The following is a 12437-nucleotide window of genomic DNA, read 5'->3' as shown; positions in this document are numbered from 1 at the left end:
GATCGTGAGCGGGGGTGTTGCCGAAGGCTCCGTTGAACGAGCCGACGGGGGTCCGCGCCGCTCCGACGATGACGATGTTAGTCATAGATCCTCCTATGGTGATGTTTGACGTATGCGTATTATTTTGCCTGTTAGTGGAGCTTGATACGGGGTTCGGTGCAGCGGGTCAGCATGCGTGCGGTCGTATCAAGAGCAACCTTTGTCGAGCCATGAAGTGCCCGCTGATGCATCGTGTAGAGTGACTGATACATCAGGCGGGCCACCAAGCCTTTGATGAAGAAGTCCTTGCCCCGGATGAAACCCATGAGATTGCCGACCGTGCTGTATTCCCCGAGCGAGACCAGCGAACCGAAGTCGCGGTAGCGGAAGGACTGCAGAGGCTTACCCTCAAGACGCCGCTGGATCTGCTTGACGGGATGGGTCGCCTGCTGATGGGCGGCCTGTGCGCGTGGCTGGATGGGCGTGGGCAGGTCCGGCGTGACGAGATAAGCACAATCGCCGATTGCGAAGATGTTGGGATCCCGCATGGTCTGGAGCGTTGGTGTGACCAAAAGCTGATTGTTCCGGCTCGTTTCGAGCCTATCCAAATCCCTCAGGAAGTCAGGGGCCTTCACTCCCGCGGCCCAGACCACGAGCTCTGAGGGTATGAAGCTCCCATCGGCAAGGTGCACGCCCTTGTCGGACACCTCCGTCACACGCGCTTTCGTGCGAACCTCGACTCCAATGGTGCTGAGCAGGCGCATGACGCTTTCGGATACCCGCTCCGGAACTGCCGGGAGAATGCGATCGGCCGCTTCGATAAGGGTGATCTTGAGGTCCCTCTCCGGATCAACCCTGTCGAGCCCCTGGGCGACAACATGCCGAGTCGCCCGGTGTAGTTCCGCGGCGAGCTCGGTGCCGGTTGCGCCAGCGCCGATAACAGCCACATGCAATTGGCCGGGTTGCACCGGACCAGGCTGCGCGTGGGCGCGGATAAGGCTATCAACCATCCGCTGATGGAACCGCACCGCCTGGTCCGGTGTATCGAGTGCGATGGCATGCTCCTTCGCGCCTGGTGTGCCAAAGTTATTGCTCCCACTGCCTACGGCAATGACCAATGTATCATACCGGAACGAACGAGGCGGGGTGACCTCGCGGCCTTCGTTGTCGATGCTGGCAGCAAGGGCAACCTCCTGCTGATCGCGGTCAAGGTTTGTCATCTCGCCGACCCGATAACGGAAGTGATGCTGGTGCGCCTGCGCGAGATAGTCGACGGCATGGTGGCCGACATCCATGCTGCCGGCAGCCACTTCATGCAGGGGAGGCTTCCAAATGTGGGTCCTTGAGCGCTCAACCAGCGTCACCTGTGCTTTCTTGCGCCGGCCGAGCCGGTCCCCGAGCTTGGTCACGAGTTGCAGCCCCACTGGACCGCCGCCAACAACCACAATCTGGTGGAGGGACTGATCCACAACAGACTGAGGAGTCGGGTTCCGCCTGTGGTTGGCGTGTGTGCCTGAACTACGCTCGTCGGACATGGTCATCTGTCCTTTGGGGTTGCCGCTCAGACCCGGATTGGTTGTGGTCCCCCTGCCTCAATGACATCATCCACCTCCTTCACGGTCTCGGGTTCGTCGGCCTCAAGGTCCGTCTCCCGGTTGAGACGGCGGTGGAGGCGGCCCTCGTCGAGCGCCCCTTCCCATTTGGCGACGACGACGGTCGCCAGACCATTGCCGATCAGGTTAGTGAGTGCCCGTGCTTCCGACATGAAGCGGTCGATGCCAAGGATGAGGGCGATGCTCGCAACCGGGATCGTGCCGACCGAGGCAAGCGTTGCTGCAAGCACGATGAAGCCGGACCCCGTAACACCTGCGGCGCCTTTGGAGGTGAGCAGGAGAATCGCGATGATTCCCAGCTGCTGCGTCATGGTTAGATCGGTATTGGTCGCCTGGGCGAGGAAGATGGCCGCCATTGTCAGATAGATGCAGGTCCCATCGAGGTTGAAGGAATATCCGGTGGGGATCACCAGTCCGACGACAGAAGTCTCGCAGCCCAGATTCTCCATCTTAGCAATCATGCGCGGCAGAACCGATTCCGATGACGAGGTGCCGAGCACGATGAGAAGCTCCTCCTTGATGTACCGGATGAACTTGAAGATGGAGAACCCGCATAGCGCCGCGATGCCACCAAGCACGCCGAAGATAAAGAGTAGACAGGTCGCGTAGAACGACAGCATAAAGTTGCCGAGCGACACCAGGGTTCCGACGCCGTACTTGCCGATCGTGAAAGCCATCGCACCGAATGCGCCAATCGGCGCCAGTTTCATGATCAAGCCGACGATGCGGAAGAAGACGTGGCTGACCACGTCAATCAGGCGCAGGACCGACTCGCCACGCTCGCCAAGTGCCTGCAGCCCGAAGGCAAAGAGGATCGCGAAGAACAGCACCTGCAGGATTTCTCCGGCTGCGAAGGCGCCCACGACGGTTGACGGGATGATCTCCATCAGGAACGCGATGGTACTTTGGTCCTTCGCCTTTGAAGTGAAGGCCGCGATCGAGCTGGTGTCAACCGTCGTAAGGTCGACATTCATGCCGACCCCGGGCTGCCACACGTTGACCACGATTAGTCCGATCACGAGGGCCAGCGTCGTGACCACCTCGAAGTAAATCAGCGCCTTCAAGCCAACGCGGCCAACCTTCTTCATGTCCTTCATGCTGGCAATGCCGTGGACGACGGTGAAGAAAATGATCGGTGCGATGAGCATCTTGATCATCTTGATGAAAGCATCACCAAGTGGCTTCATCGCCTCACCGACGGAAGGATAGAAGTGGCCCAGGAGGACGCCGATTAGGATTGCCGTCAGCACTTGGACATAAAGATGCTGGTACCATCGGCCTTTCTGGTGGGAATCCAAGACTGCTGTTGTCGGGTTCACCGTTACCATTACGCATCCTCCCTCAAAGAGGTTCTGTCACTTGTCGTGCGAGGCTGGTCCAACAGCCACCGCTGTCAGCGCCGTCATGTTCACTATTCCCCGCACAGTCGTCATGGGTGTGAGAATATGAGCCGGCTTGGCTGCACCCAGCAGAATCGGCGCCACGCTGATCCCCTGCCCCGCGACGATCTTGAGAGCGTTGAAGGTAGCATTTGCGGCATCGAGGTTTGGTATAATCAGGAGGTTCGCCTCAGCGGAAAGCCTTGCATCCGGGAAGATTCGTTTGAGCAAGGGTTTGCTGAGAGCCGCATCAGCGTGCATCTCACCTTCGACCTCGAGATCCGGCGCGCGCCGGTAGATCAGTTCGAGCGCGTCTCGCATTTTGCGCGCTGACGGATCGCTGGCGGTCCCGAAATTGGAGTGCGACACAAGGGCGATGCGTGGTGTCTGACCGAAGCTCCTCAGCTCCGCTACTGCCAGCACAGCCATTTCAGCGATCTCCTCCGCCGATGGGTCAAGGTGGATATAAGGATCACAGATGAAGACTGTGTGCCGTGGGAGCTGAAGCAGGCTCATCGCGGCAAAGCTGTGAGCGCCCTCAGCCAGTCCGATCACCTCCTCAAGATAGCGCAGATGATTGGTGTCGGCCCCGAATGTCCCGCACAGGAGCCCATCCGCTTGGCCGCCACAAAGCAGCATCGCCCCGATGAGGGTGCTGTTGCGCCGCACTTCGGCTGCTGCGACATCGTGGGACAGGCTGTGCCGCTTGCGACGCTGGTAATAGGTGTCTGCAAACTGAGAGATAGAATCCTGATTGTCGAAGCTGACGATCTCGATATTGCGGGCGGGTTGAAGGCGAAGGCCCAGTGCTGAGATTTTCTGGGTGATCACGTCCGGCCGACCCACCAGGATTGGCGTTGCAAGGCTCTCATCGACCACAACTCGTGCCGCGCGAAGGACGCGGTCGTCCTCGCCCTCGGCGTACACGATGCGCTTGCGACCAGACTCGGCCGCCGCGGCGAAGACAGGCTGCATCACTGTTCCGGAGGTGTAAACAAATCGCTGAAGGGACCGCCTATACTTCTCAACCTTCGGCAACGGCCGGGTCGCAACGCCGCTCTCCATCGCCGTCTGGGCAACGGCCGGCGCGACCTTGGTGATCAGCCGTGGGTCGAACGGGCGTGGGATGAGATAATCAGGGCCGAAGCTGATGTCTTGCGTGCCGTAGGCGGCCGTCACAACGTCCGATTGTTCGACCTGGGCAAGTTCGGCAATCGCCCGGACGGCCGCGAGCTTCATCTCCTCATTGATCGTGCCCTCGAAGGCTTCCGCCGCCATCCCAATGGTTTCCGAGAGGGTTGGATGCAGATGAATGGTGAGCCCGATGTCCTGCGCATCCGCACCCATCTCGATGGCGAGCGTGGCCTTGGCGATCAGGTCGCCTGCGGACGGCCCGACGATGCTACACCCGATGATCCGATCCGTCGCCTCGTCGAACCTAACCTTGGTGAGACCTTCGTCACGTCCGAGTGAGAGGGAGCGTCCGCTCATGAAGCCCGTGTCGTAGAGGGTTGCAGCCGACTGGAAGCTGGCGATGTGGCCTCCGAGTTCGGAGGACTCCTTGTTGGCCTTGAGTACGATGGCAAGAGCATTCCAGCAAACAGCGGACCGGATCCGATGTTCGATGAACCTATCGCCAGGATTGGGCTCCTGCCGCTCGACAGGAATTGTGTTCACGTAGGGGGTTGTTGCCGAGTACGGGACAGCAGCGCCCTTGCGGCGCGTTCCGTCTATTACTTGCTCCAAGAGGAAGTGGACTCTGTTAGGCCTATCGACATCCGGAACACCATTCAACGAGTCGAGCCATTCTCTGGTCTCGACCGGATCAAGGTCGCGACTGCGGTCCACCGTCACCTCCCCGGCGCTCCCCCTCAGACGCGGGCGCGCTGATTACTTAGACGCGGGTACGCTGATTACTTAGATTCGGCCGAACAGCTGTGCTGATTTAACTTAGGTGAGCTGATTGAGGAGGTGAACTCAGCAGTACCGCATTCGGTTCCCATTGCAAAATCCTAGATAGGCAAGCTCTTGCAATCACCCATCTCAGTCGTGAATACTTCCGTATGATAGTCATTCAGAAGGTCAAGCAGGGCCGCCGGGCGTTGTCCCAGTCAAGAACAATCTAGGCCGTATAGCTATCGTGTGCTGTGATGAACGGGTAGTCCAATACCGGGTTCGTGCTATCACTGCACAATGGCGCTTCACATTGTTAAGCGTTTGGGAGAGATTGTCTTCGATAGTGCGACTTAACTTTGAACCGGTACTGCGTCATCAAAAGCGAGGAAGGTTCTCATGCTTCGACCCGCTGCGAGAGTCTTCGCAATGCTTCTGGGGCTGGTTGCGGTCCATTGGCCCGCTGCAGCAGTAGAGCCGCATTGGCCCCCATCGCTCACAATCGGCACCGCCTCGCCGGGAGGCACATATCACGCTTATGGCGAAGGGCTCGCGCGTATTCTGACCCGCGCCCTCAACCTTCCAGTAACCGCCCGAGTAACAGAAGGGCCTGGGCAGAACATCCTCTTACTGGAAGCAGGCGAGATCCAGATTGGGTTTGTCACACTTGGCGTCGCTTTGCAGGGCTGGAACGGATCGGCTCCTTGGAGCGGAGGCAAACAACTCAGGGCATTGCGCGCCCTCTTTCCGATGTACGACACGCCATTTCAGTTCATGGTCCGCGAGGAGTCTGGCATCCGCTCGGTGGGTGACCTCAATGGCAAACTCGTCGGCATCGGCCCGCAGGGTGGCACATCGGGAGCTTATATTCCCGAATTCTTCAAGGTTCTGAAACTTGATGCCTCATTTGTCCATGGCGACTGGGCTGAGTTGGCGAACCAAGTGCAGGCCGGAACTCTCGACTCGCTCGCTGTGGCAGCCGGCGCTCCCTTCCCTTCGTTTAACGATCTCGAGCGAAAGGGAAAGGTCCGTTACCTTCCGCTTACTCAGCAACAGATCCTCGATCTGCGTCTCGCTATGCCGGAACTTGGGGCCTCTGTTGTCGGAGCGGGCACCTACCCGTCACTGAGGAGCAACTATGGGACAGTCGGGCTTTACAACTTCGCGGTCGCTCATCCTGATGTGCCCGCCGACCTCGTTTACGCAATTCTTGAGGCGGTCTTCGCGAACCAAGACTTATTGATCGAAGTCCACTCGGCCGCGGCCGAGACGGTACCGGCAAACTTCACCCGCAACACCTTTCTCCCATTTCACGATGGGGCAAGCCGCTGGTACCAAAACAAGGGCGTTGTCGGCATTATCCGAAATGACTGAGCGACTGTGATGAACGCCCAAGATAACAATCTGAGTCGTGGGAACTGTCTAAACCAGGCTCTATCTTGCAAAATAACGCTGCGCATTCTATGTCACGAGACTCTGTAACGGAGTTCATAAGCGGCTGCAGAATAGTTTCTGAGTGACACAGAGCCTAACCGGGAAAGCGCTTCGCAGGTGATCGGTATCCTTCAGGAAAGGATAGGATCCAGCAGTCCAGGGCATCTACCCGCCACCAATCCCCTCGATCACTTTGCCTGTGCCTCCACAGGCCGGACAGGGCGCACTGTCAATTTGGCCAGAGCCTTTGCATTCGGAGCAGACATCTTCGCCTGTTCCTGGCGTACCAGGTTCAGCCAGATCTCCGGGGTTCAGTGCTGGTTTGTCTTGCTGCATCGGCTGATCCTGAGGCTTTGTCATGGCTGTGCTCGCGTTTTGACCGCACTGGTGTCTAACGCATCTCAGCTGGACCGGTTCAGCGAGCGGCCTGAGGCCCAATGGGTATGACGGGCAGGAGCGACTGTGTTGCAGCCACTTGGTTTAGCACGATGGTCCCGGCTCGCATGAACCAATCCGGTTCTTTGGTGCGTTGTCCCAGACTCGTGCGCTCGCGCTGGTGATGCAAGGACGATATGGATTGGGGATACCCCTTCCCTCACCTTGCACTATCGCTGCTGTGTCGCGAAGCAGGAATGGGTGCCTGAAGGTCCCTCCGCAGAGGTGATTGTCTGAGAGCAGCCCATGGTCATAGTGGAGGAAGCTGATGGCGGGCGAAGACACTCACGAAAGTCAAACGCAGTCGGACGAGACCCTGCCTGGGCCCGATGTGATGCTGAGACTCTGGGCCTCCTGGATGGACCAGGTGTCTGCTCCAGCAAAGGCCTTGGCTGATCCAGGCACGGCGTGGTGGCAGATGACGGTGGGCAACCCCGCTTCAAGCCTGATCAACGGAGGCATCGATCAGCTCCAGAGCAGCCTGTCACAGGATCCCGCACTCCGCACCATTGACCAAATGTGGAACGCCAATCCTCTACGCGAGGTGGTGCCGGTCGACTGGGCCGAGATCGCGAGGGCTCTGCGCATCGTCTGGCTGCGCTCGCTGCGAAAGCCCAGCACAGCTTTCGCCGTTACGGATCTCAATCAGGATCTATGGCGCTCTGCCGTTGACGTATGGCAGGAGGCCGGACAGCGCTGGCTTGGTATGACAGGAGCGTTGCCAGCGGATGGGTCCCGTCCTGCCGCAACAGACAAGCGGTTTGCTGCCCCCGAGTGGCACACGAACCCGGTCTATCGCACCCTTCAGCAGATCTACCTGCTCGCGTCCGACTGGCTCCTGCAGCAGGGCGACGTGGAGGGCATGGACGAGGCCGAGCAGCAGCGCATCAACTTCCATCTGCGGCAGTTCGTGGATGCCATGAGCCCCGCTTTGATCCTGCTGTCGAACCCTGTTGCTCTTCAAAGGGCGGTTGAGACAGGCGGAACCAGTATTGCAGCCGGGGCCGCCAACCTTGCCGCCGATCTCCAGGCCGGGCGTCTGAGCATGGTCGACACCCAAGCCTTCGCGCCAGGCAAGAACCTCGCCCTTACCCCCGGCAAGGTGGTCCACCGCAATCGCCTAATGGAGCTGATCCAGTATACGCCCACAACGGCGAAGGTTCACAAGACGCCGCTGCTGATCCTGCCGCCCTGGATCAACAAGTACTACATCCTCGACATGCAGCCCAAGAACAGCCTGGTGCGCTACCTGGTAGAGCAGGGGTTCACGGTCTTCCTGATCTCCTGGAAGAACCCAGATGCGTCCATGGATGAGATCGGCATCGAGGACTACATGGACCTTGGTCCCATCGAGGCCAGCGATGTGGTGCGCGAGGTCACGGGGAGCCCCACGGTGAACGCCATGGGCTACTGCATCGGCGGAACACTGCTGACGATGACCTTGGCTGTCCTTGCAGCCAAGGGTGACAAGCGGTTCAACTCGGCCAGCTTTATGGTCTCGCTGCAGGACTTCTCGCGGGTGGGCGACACCGCCGTCTTCATGGATGAGCCGGGAGTGGACTTGATCGAGCAGCAGATGATGGAGCGTGGCTATCTCGACAGCCGTGAGATGTCGAACATGTTCAACCTGCTGCGCTCGAACGACCTGATCTGGGCCAACGTGGTCAACAATTATCTGATGGGCAGCAAGCCGCCCGCCTTTGACCTTCTGTACTGGAACAGTGACGGCACCCGGATGGCCCGTACCGCCCACAGCTGGTACCTGCGCAATACCTATGTTGAGAACAATCTTATCGAGCCGGGCAAGATCACGCTCAAGGGCGAAGCGGTTGATCTTGGCCGTATCCGCCAGGACGCCTATGCGGTGGGGGCGGAGAAGGATCACATCGTGCCCTGGGACGCAGCCTGGCGCATCACGCAGCTGTTCGGGGGTGACGTGCGGTTCGTCCGCGCCTCCAGCGGCCATATTGCCGGGATCATCAACCCACCCGGCGGCAAGGGAGCCTACTGGACCTGGGAGACTGGAGAGGCAGCAGCGAGCAATCCCGAGCAGTGGCTGCAGAGCGCCAGCCGCCATGAGGGGAGCTGGTGGCCGGACTGGACGGCCTGGCTTTCTGCCCGATCGGGCCGGAAGGGCACGCCGCCACCGATGGGCAGCGCCAAGTACCCACCTCTGCAGGATGCGCCCGGCACTTATGTCATGGAAAAGTAGGATGGCTGTGGCGGACTCTTCAAAGGCATCTATCATGTATGAAAGACAGAGTTCGTCTCAATAAGCTCAAGCCGGTCTACCGGATTGCTCGGATGAGGAGCAGCCTGGAACCATTCGCAAAAACAGCCGTTGACCTATGCTGCAGTGCAGCATACTGTCTCGATTGCTCTGTTATGCGGGATATCCCACAAAGCGCGAGCCGCCGGGCCCAAGCGTTGCATTATAGGCCTATTCCAATCCGCTACCAATGCGTTCACCGGCTCAGCGCCGAAGCCTGCGCGAGCCACACGCATCGGCCGATCACGTGAGGGACTATGACAACGATCCGCCAACTGATCCAGACCAGCCCAGCCCGCGCGAACGAGCTCTTTGCCAAGCTCGTTGACACCTCTGAGAATGCAGTGAAAACCCGCGAGAGGCTGTTCGCTGATCTCAAAGAGGAGCTGGAGCTGCTCGCAAGTCTTGAGGAACAGCACCTGTTTCCGGTGCTGCGCAAGCACAAGGACCTGAAGGACCTCGTGCGCGAGGCTCTCAACGACAACAAGGCGACCCGCAAACTCCTGACAGAGCTTGATCACACGCCGAAGGAGAGCGAGGAGTTCGCCACGCGAGTGGCTGAGCTCAGGCGGGTGTTCCAGCAGCATGTCAGGGATGACAAAAAGGAGCTCCTCCCGGCTGTTCTGAAGGCTCTGAGTGACGAGGAAGCTGAAGCCGTGGTCGAGCGGATCGAAGCCGAGAAGGCTGAGATCGAGGAGGCGAAGCGGGCGGAGGCTGAGGAGCGTCGCGCCGAAGCCCGACGCGAGCGCGAGAAGGCTGAGGCCGAGCAGGCCAGGATCGAGGCCGCTGAGCGTGCAGAGGCGGAGGAGCGTCGTGCGGCAGCCCGCCGCGAGCGCGAGGAAGCCAAGCGTGTGCAGCAGGCAGCTGAGGTGGTTGTGAACACCGCTTGGGCGGCTCCAAAGGCCGCTCAACAGACTGCGAAGTCAGCACAAGAGGTGGCACAAACCAGCGTCAGCACCGTCGTGGAAGTCGCACAGCGCACGACAGACCAGGTCACCGAGGTGTTTGGCGCGGCCCGCCAGCGTACTCAGGAGCTGACCAAGCGTGCGACGGAGAACCTGCAGGTTGTCACCCAGTCCAGCGCCATTCTGGCACGTGGAATTCAGGAGGCTTCAGGCGAGTGCCTGGAGATGGTTCAGGAGCGAATGCAGAAGAACCTGGATGGAGTGAATGCCTTGGTTCGCTGTCGGAGCCTCCCGGAGTTCCTGGCGGTGCAAAGCTCGCTGTTGCGCGACAATCTGGAGCTGACCCTGGCCAACAGCCGCCGGATAGCGGAGTTTTCCACCCGTGTCGCCGAGACTGCGGCCCGAGCCGCTACGGCTGAGGCCAATCGGGCAGCGTAGCCTCCTGGCCTGATAACCCTAGAGACGCGCCCCTGGTCCAGAGCCAGGGGCGTTTGCATATTCAGGTCTCGTACGACACTAAAGATCGGCTGCCTATCGCTTGATGCTGGAGCAGGATGTCAGATGAAGATCACCATGGACGTTGAGTGCACACCCGAGGAGGCACGGGCCTTTCTCGGACTGCCAGACGTGAAGCCCATGCAAGAGCAGCTCATGCGGGAGGTACAGGACCGCATGACCGCGAACATCAGAGCTATGGAGCCCGAAGCCATGCTGAGAACCTGGCTGCCCGCCACCCTGAAAGGGTTCGAGCAGATGCAGGAGATCTTTATGTCGCAAATGACGGGGACAAAACGTGAGTAGGTGAAGCGAAATCGTCAGCTGGAAGCGGTTGGCCTGCCCGAATGAAGTCGGGTCCGCCCGTTAGATGGGCTCTGCTGGATTGATGGCCGAAATCGCATGCTTATAAACAACCTGGGTGCCGCTCCCTTGCACCAGAAGGACGGTAAAGTCAACGAACTGCCTGACCTGGCCTTGGAGCTTGATCCCGTTGACGAGAAACATCGTCACATCAAGTTTGTTGTCACGGAGATGCTTGAGGAACACGTCCTGTATTGTCGCAGGAGATTGTGCAGACACGATTGAATCCCTCTGCGAGCACCCTTAGCCGGATGCTTCTTGTCGCGACCAAGCCCCATTGGAATGATCTCAGACGAGACTATCAGCATGTGCAGAAGGCTCAGGCAGGACCTCGGGCGATTGCCTCTGCGGAAAAGCCTTCAACTTCAACAACCCTCATAGCCTGGAGAAACTCCTGATCAGCATGGTCTTGCGTCGGGCTTGCCGGTTCATTGAGGCGATGGCTAAGCCGCTCGATCTCGGCCTGCGTCATTGGTTGTCCGTACTCGGCCATCATCTCGGCGAGGTCCTCTGGGAGGGCATCAACTTGCTCCTGGAGGAGGTAAAGTGCGGCACGGACAGTACTCAACTCCCGTTCATCAACAACAAGGGTGAGTTTCTTCATGGTACAGTGCCTGCCTCCGAGCTTATCCCTTCAGGCTAAGCCAATATAAGGCAAAAACAAGGCAGTGGTTGCGAAACATACCAGCGCGGAGAACACCAGTTGATAGACCAAATCTTTAGATCATGCTGAACAGCCAACTCCTCAAAGTCTAACGACGACAGCTGAATCAATAGAATATTGCTATAATGGCACGCTTGACGATACTAAAGTCTATGCTCTTCTTTTGCTACCCCATCGGAACATCTTTGGCTGCTCACAGGTTCGTGGTCCTACGTGCGTAAACCGCTTAGGCCGAAACGGCTGGGATAAGGATTTCCGGAATGGCGAGCAGGGGCCATGGCACATCAGCGCCAGCAGGACCCTTTGTCGTTTCAATCCTCTCCATTGACCATCTCGTCCGAGCCATGCACCGCGACCTACTCAGTCAACCCGTCCCCAAGCGGCTTCTTCAACTGATTGAGCAGAACAACTCGTAAGATGAACCTCCTCCGGGCAAGGGAGTGCCACCCGATGGGCCAAAGACTCGAGCAGCAGCAGGTCGCGTTAATAGTTGAGGGTGACGTTGAGCTTAGGGGGCTGGCAGCAGCCCTCTTGGAGGAAACTGATCTTCTCGTCGTTGAGGCATCCAATGGCGAGGAGGCTTTGAATTACCTGCACCACCATGCAGGAGAAGTAGCCTTTCTCTTCTCCGATGTGCGGCTTCCAGGTCCGATGAGCGGAGTGGACCTTGCCAGAACGGCTCAGCTCAAGTGGCCTTGGATCAGAACTGTTCTGACCTCAGGCGCCCCTCTGGAGGACGATCTTGATAAGGCTCTTCGGGACGTGCGGTTCATGCCGAAGCCCTGGCTGGCTCTTGAACTCCTGATGGAAGCCGAGAGGGCGATTCAAGCGAACCGCTTCGAAGAAGTCATGCCTCACAACCGCACTGGTAGGTTCGCGACAGCACGAGCGTAATGCAACTAAGTTATAACGGCGTCATAAGGAAGTAATCGTATGTGGTATCTGTTGCATGAAGCCTCGCAGGTTGCGTTCTCTCCCGCTCGGATGATCGCCGATCTCACAAAGCTC

The 12437-nt window shown here is 58.9% G+C and carries 10 protein-coding genes; 5 read left to right on the top strand and 5 right to left on the bottom strand.

From position 1 onward, the window contains the following. Positions 1 to 131 precede the first annotated feature (131 nt). Genes JKG68_RS27800 through JKG68_RS27790 form a run of 3 tightly spaced genes read right to left on the bottom strand, consistent with a single transcriptional unit; the run spans position 132 to position 4819 of the window. Entirely contained in the window at positions 132 to 1514 is a 1383-nt protein-coding gene (locus JKG68_RS27800) for an NAD(P)/FAD-dependent oxidoreductase (protein WP_202065219.1), read from the bottom strand. Positions 1515 to 1540: 26 nt separating this feature from the next. Continuing rightward, positions 1541 to 2920 (bottom strand): dicarboxylate/amino acid:cation symporter, encoded by a 1380-nt coding sequence (locus JKG68_RS27795; protein WP_202065217.1) that lies wholly within the window; start codon positions 2918 to 2920, stop codon positions 1541 to 1543. Positions 2921 to 2947: 27 nt separating this feature from the next. After that, complete coding sequence (locus tag JKG68_RS27790) at positions 2948 to 4819, bottom strand: phosphate acyltransferase (RefSeq protein WP_312891003.1); 1872 nt, start codon at positions 4817 to 4819, stop codon at positions 2948 to 2950. Positions 4820 to 5263: 444 nt separating this feature from the next. On the opposite strand from JKG68_RS27790, the gene JKG68_RS27785 reads away from it, so the two are divergent. The 4 genes from JKG68_RS27785 (at position 5264) to JKG68_RS27770 (ending at position 10708) form a co-directional block, all read left to right on the top strand. Further along, positions 5264 to 6238, top strand: a complete 975-nt coding sequence (locus JKG68_RS27785) for a TAXI family TRAP transporter solute-binding subunit (protein WP_246515955.1) — start codon at positions 5264 to 5266, stop codon at positions 6236 to 6238. Between the two features lie 763 nt (positions 6239 to 7001). Beyond that, positions 7002 to 8945 carry a PHA/PHB synthase family protein gene (locus tag JKG68_RS27780; RefSeq protein WP_202065215.1) on the top strand — a complete coding sequence of 648 codons (1944 nt, stop codon included), beginning with the start codon at positions 7002 to 7004 and terminating at the stop codon, positions 8943 to 8945. A gap of 314 nt (positions 8946 to 9259) precedes the next feature. After that, the gene (locus tag JKG68_RS27775) at positions 9260 to 10345 is read left to right on the top strand and encodes a phasin family protein (RefSeq protein ID WP_202065213.1); all 1086 of its coding nucleotides are present in this window, start codon (positions 9260 to 9262) and stop codon (positions 10343 to 10345) included. Between the two features lie 123 nt (positions 10346 to 10468). After that, positions 10469 to 10708, top strand: a complete 240-nt coding sequence (locus JKG68_RS27770; RefSeq protein WP_036359725.1) for a DUF6489 family protein — start codon at positions 10469 to 10471, stop codon at positions 10706 to 10708. Positions 10709 to 10768: 60 nt separating this feature from the next. On the opposite strand, the gene hfq is transcribed toward JKG68_RS27770, so the two are convergent. Both hfq and JKG68_RS27760 read right to left on the bottom strand, forming a co-directional pair. After that, the gene (hfq, locus tag JKG68_RS27765) at positions 10769 to 10984 is read right to left on the bottom strand and encodes an RNA chaperone Hfq (protein WP_202065211.1); all 216 of its coding nucleotides are present in this window, start codon (positions 10982 to 10984) and stop codon (positions 10769 to 10771) included. Positions 10985 to 11084: 100 nt separating this feature from the next. Beyond that, positions 11085 to 11369: a hypothetical protein gene (locus JKG68_RS27760; protein ID WP_202065204.1), complete on the bottom strand. Its 285-nt coding sequence runs from the start codon at positions 11367 to 11369 to the stop codon at positions 11085 to 11087. Between the two features lie 510 nt (positions 11370 to 11879). Here JKG68_RS27760 and JKG68_RS27755 point away from each other — a divergent pair. Further along, positions 11880 to 12323 carry a response regulator gene (locus JKG68_RS27755; protein WP_202065198.1) on the top strand — a complete coding sequence of 148 codons (444 nt, stop codon included), beginning with the start codon at positions 11880 to 11882 and terminating at the stop codon, positions 12321 to 12323. Positions 12324 to 12437 lie beyond the last annotated feature (114 nt).

It is taken from the genome of Microvirga aerilata (assembly GCF_016743775.1).
GTDB lineage: Bacteria > Pseudomonadota > Alphaproteobacteria > Rhizobiales > Beijerinckiaceae > Microvirga > Microvirga aerilata.
This window is presented reverse-complemented; position numbering and strand designations above follow the sequence as displayed.

What these genes read in the sequence shown, in the direction of transcription:
- JKG68_RS27760 (WP_202065204.1), bottom strand. Translation starts at nt 11,369, where the DNA reads ATGAAGAAACTCACCCTTGTTGTTGATGAACGGGAGTTGAGTACTGTC.
- JKG68_RS27755 (WP_202065198.1), top strand. Translation starts at nt 11,880, where the DNA reads ATGGGCCAAAGACTCGAGCAGCAGCAGGTCGCGTTAATAGTTGAGGGT.
- JKG68_RS27795 (WP_202065217.1), bottom strand. Translation starts at nt 2,920, where the DNA reads ATGGTAACGGTGAACCCGACAACAGCAGTCTTGGATTCCCACCAGAAA.
- JKG68_RS27800 (WP_202065219.1), bottom strand. Translation starts at nt 1,514, where the DNA reads ATGTCCGACGAGCGTAGTTCAGGCACACACGCCAACCACAGGCGGAAC.
- JKG68_RS27785 (WP_246515955.1), top strand. Translation starts at nt 5,264, where the DNA reads ATGCTTCGACCCGCTGCGAGAGTCTTCGCAATGCTTCTGGGGCTGGTT.
- JKG68_RS27770 (WP_036359725.1), top strand. Translation starts at nt 10,469, where the DNA reads ATGAAGATCACCATGGACGTTGAGTGCACACCCGAGGAGGCACGGGCC.
- JKG68_RS27780 (WP_202065215.1), top strand. Translation starts at nt 7,002, where the DNA reads ATGGCGGGCGAAGACACTCACGAAAGTCAAACGCAGTCGGACGAGACC.
- JKG68_RS27775 (WP_202065213.1), top strand. Translation starts at nt 9,260, where the DNA reads ATGACAACGATCCGCCAACTGATCCAGACCAGCCCAGCCCGCGCGAAC.